Origin of the sequence: Rhodopirellula sp. JB055 (assembly GCF_043100905.1) — a bacterium.
Classification (GTDB): domain Bacteria; phylum Planctomycetota; class Planctomycetia; order Pirellulales; family Pirellulaceae; genus Rhodopirellula.
Genome location: NZ_JBICHO010000475.1, coordinates 1 through 3,281 on the forward strand (window position 1 = coordinate 1; position 3,281 = coordinate 3,281).

Sequence of the window (3,281 nt, forward strand, 5' to 3'; positions counted from 1 at the left end):
GATCGCCACGTTTGTGTTGCAGTGGGCAGCGGGCTGGGGATTGTGGCGAATCGCGGTGGTTGTTGTCGCTCTCGCGGTCATTCGTTTCTTCTTCAGCAGCATGCGGAATATGGTCTCCATGGTTCGTGGAAGTGGTGCTTGGATGGGGATTCCCGGTGGACGACGCATTGGGTTAGCGGGCTGTGCTTGTTTGGCTGCGATTCTGATCGCGGTGGTTCCGATTCCACGGTACCGTCATGTCACTGGCGTCATTCGCGTTCGCGATGCGGCGCTCGTTTATTTGCCGCGTGATGGAGTCATGCAAAGCGTCGACGTCCGAGTGGGCGACCGCGTGACGGCGGGGCAAACGTTGGCCGAGGTCGCTGATCCCGCGTTGCAATTGAAGCTCGAAGAAAACCGAGGCCGACAATCGGTCGTTCGAGAAAGAGTGCATGCGACACGTTTGGCATCCCTGAGAACAGGGACGTCGGCGAGGGATTGGCGAGCGTTGGAAGCGGCGTCGGAGTCACTGGCGTCGAGTCAATCTCATTTGCAAAACCGAATCGAGTCTCTGCGTTTGGTCAGTCCACAGTCGGGGGTGGTTTTGCCTTCGTCGGCATCCGTGGCGACTCCCGAAAAAATTCACGATTGGCGGATGGAGGATCCGTTCACGCTGAGACCGACTGTCGGCCAAACGACCGAAGATCGTGTGGCTTGGTGCCGAGTTGCCTCCGACACGCGATTGGAAGTCGTCTTGAATCTCAATGCTTCCGACCGAGACCGAATTGCTGAGGGCGTGCCTGTGAAAGTGACGCTGCCATCGATGCCAGGACAAAAGGTCGTGACGAAGGTGCGTGGTGAGTCACCCATGGAGCAGGTCGACGAAGAAAAACGGGCGGCGGAGGTGGAGGAAGAACTGGCCTATGAAGCCGTTTGTGATTTCCCGGTGGAGGATCTGGCCCGAGATATTCCTCTTTTCGCGGAGCAAACCGCCACCACTGATCGGGAACTCGACGTGTTGCTACGCTGGGACGGAGCCAGTTGCCAAGCGGTGCTTCGGTTGCCGCCGCAGTCGTTGTGGAAAGATGCCAAGCATTCCATCGAACGGCTGCTGGGCATCTGAGCCTTCTGTCGTCCCGATTCCTTTGCTTTCGCCAACGTGTCTGATTCTCGCCAATCCTCTTCGGAGACAGGACCTTCGTGGCCGTCAACAGACGAGCGGATATCGCTTCCGATGTCGGACGGCGTTCACCCTTGTTTTTGGCCTGTCGAAGAATTGGAAAAACGTTGCCAATTGCGGACCCAATCTCGCAGCGGGCCGGGCGGGCAACATCGCAACCGAACCGCCTCGGGAGCTTTCCTGACGTTTGAGACCGGCGTCCCCGAAGTCGGCGCGATCACGGCGGAGGCGACCGAGCAGCGGCAACAGGCTCGCAATCGATCCACGGCGCTCACTCGAATGCGGTTTCTGCTGGCAGTCACGCTGCGATCGCGTTCGCCTTTGGAACCTGGTAGCGATTCGAACGGCGATGACTTCTCCCAAGTGGAACTGGATTTGCGAGCACGCTACCGCGGTTCCCCCATGAAGTTAAACGACGAGAATGTCGCCAAACCGGCCGTGTTGACTATGGTGCTAAACGATTTGTGGACCGCGGGCGGCCAACCCAGTCTGATCGCAACCCCTTGGAAGACATCGACCAGCAAACTGGTGAACTTCGTTCGGTCACATCCCCCGGCGTTTCGTCTGGTCAATCAAATCAGGCAGCACCACTCACGACCACCCTTGCGGTGAAACAACATGATCCCCATTCGCGATGACATTCCCAGTCGCACGACACCGGTCGTCAACTACTTGGTGATCGGGTTGTGCGCCCTTGCGTTCTTGGCTCAGCAAGCTTCTTCAGACCAGAGCCAAGGGATCGTCAGCGGATTCGCGATGGTTCCGTTGCGATTGACCGATCCGGATGCCACTCCAGTCATGCAGCAACGCGTCGCCGTTCAGACGCCACGCGGCGTGGAGGTGGTCGATGTCCGTCAAGAGATCGGTCCGCCCGCCGTGCCAGCTTGGGCGACATTGATCACTTGCATGTTTTTGCATGGTGGTTGGATGCATTTTCTGGGCAACATGTGGTTCTTGTATATCTTCGGCGACAACGTCGAGGACCGGTTGGGACACTTGGGGTATGCGCTGCTCTACCTCGGCACTGGTGTTCTGGCTGGGCTGGCGCATTTGCTCAGTGACCCGAGCAGTCCCGTGCCCACGCTGGGTGCCAGTGGAGCGATTGCGGGTGTGATGGGAGCGTATGCGTTTTTGTATCCGCATGCTCGAGTGTTGGCCGTTCTCCCATTGATGTTCGTGTTCCCGACCTTTGTCTTACCGGGACCTGTGTTCCTGGGAATCTGGTTCGTGATCCAACTCGTCAACAGTCTGGGATCACTCGCTGGTGGTGAAGCGGGAGGAGTCGCTTGGTGGGCACATGCGGGAGGGTTCATCGCTGGCGCGGTGGCTGCGCTGCTGATTGGCCGATCGCCTTTGGGGCACCATCCGGTGAGTGAACGCCGGTTCTGATTCCGTTTTTGCGGAAGAGCAGCGAGTCCTGTCAGCCTCGAATTTGAAACCGAGGTCGGGCGTGACTTCTTCGTTGGCCGTCTCCACAGCAACGTGTTGTCGCGAGTATCATGCGACGGCTATGACCGAAACGACCCCATCCACCACAACCGACGATTGCGTTTCCAACCGAAAGCCTGCTGCCTGGCCAATGGAGGTGTGCCTGCGGGTGGTGGTTGTGCTGCAGTGCTTTGGGCGGGGGGGACGCTATCTGTTTTCATCTTTTGAAATGGAAAGCGATGTCTACGGCTGGCTGTACTTTGATTGCCATTGGTCTGAATCGCTGGCTCAGTCGATCGACAATGCGGGGGCGTTGTTAACGTTGGTCGCGGGTGCGGTTTTGTCTGTGACCGGATGGCTGATGTGGAAGATGCCGAATGAGTCACCCGGGTTCAGCGTTGTCAAAAGGCTGGATCAGTCCGCCGCTGGATGGAGCGGACTTTGGATGCTGTTGATTGCTGCAGCGCATATGATGCGAGCCGCGGTCTTCGCTGAGTTGGCGCTTCCGGAACAGGCCGTTCGCTTTGTCGCTCCGCTGGCGTTGGCGGTCTGCAGTGGAATCGGTGCTGCATCTTGTTCGTCCTCGATCCGAGCTCGATTCGCGGTGATGATGTTGGTTCTTGCAGCCTCGTCCACCTTTGCGGCGCACGGTTACAAGGCGTACGCATGTTACGCTCCGTTCATCGATCTGATC

4 protein-coding genes are annotated in these 3,281 nt (G+C 58.2%); all 4 read left to right on the forward strand.

The window, feature by feature from the left end; translation table 11 throughout:
• A partial coding sequence (locus ACF8AM_RS18755; protein ID WP_392557114.1) for an efflux RND transporter periplasmic adaptor subunit occupies nt 1–1,102 on the forward strand: 1,102 nt, incomplete at its 5' end.
• A gap of 171 nt (nt 1,103–1,273) precedes the next feature.
• A complete protein-coding gene (locus tag ACF8AM_RS18760; protein WP_392557115.1) occupies nt 1,274–1,771 on the forward strand; it encodes a peptide chain release factor-like protein in 498 nt (165 codons plus the stop codon).
• Between the two features lie 6 nt (nt 1,772–1,777).
• Entirely contained in the window at nt 1,778–2,548 is a 771-nt protein-coding gene (locus tag ACF8AM_RS18765; protein ID WP_392557116.1) for a rhomboid family intramembrane serine protease, read from the forward strand.
• Nucleotides 2,549–2,669: 121 nt separating this feature from the next.
• The coding region (locus ACF8AM_RS18770) for a hypothetical protein (protein ID WP_392557117.1) at nt 2,670–3,281 on the forward strand (612 nt) is incomplete at its 3' end.

What these genes read in the sequence shown, in the direction of transcription:
- ACF8AM_RS18765 (WP_392557116.1), top strand. Translation starts at nt 1,778, where the DNA reads ATGATCCCCATTCGCGATGACATTCCCAGTCGCACGACACCGGTCGTC.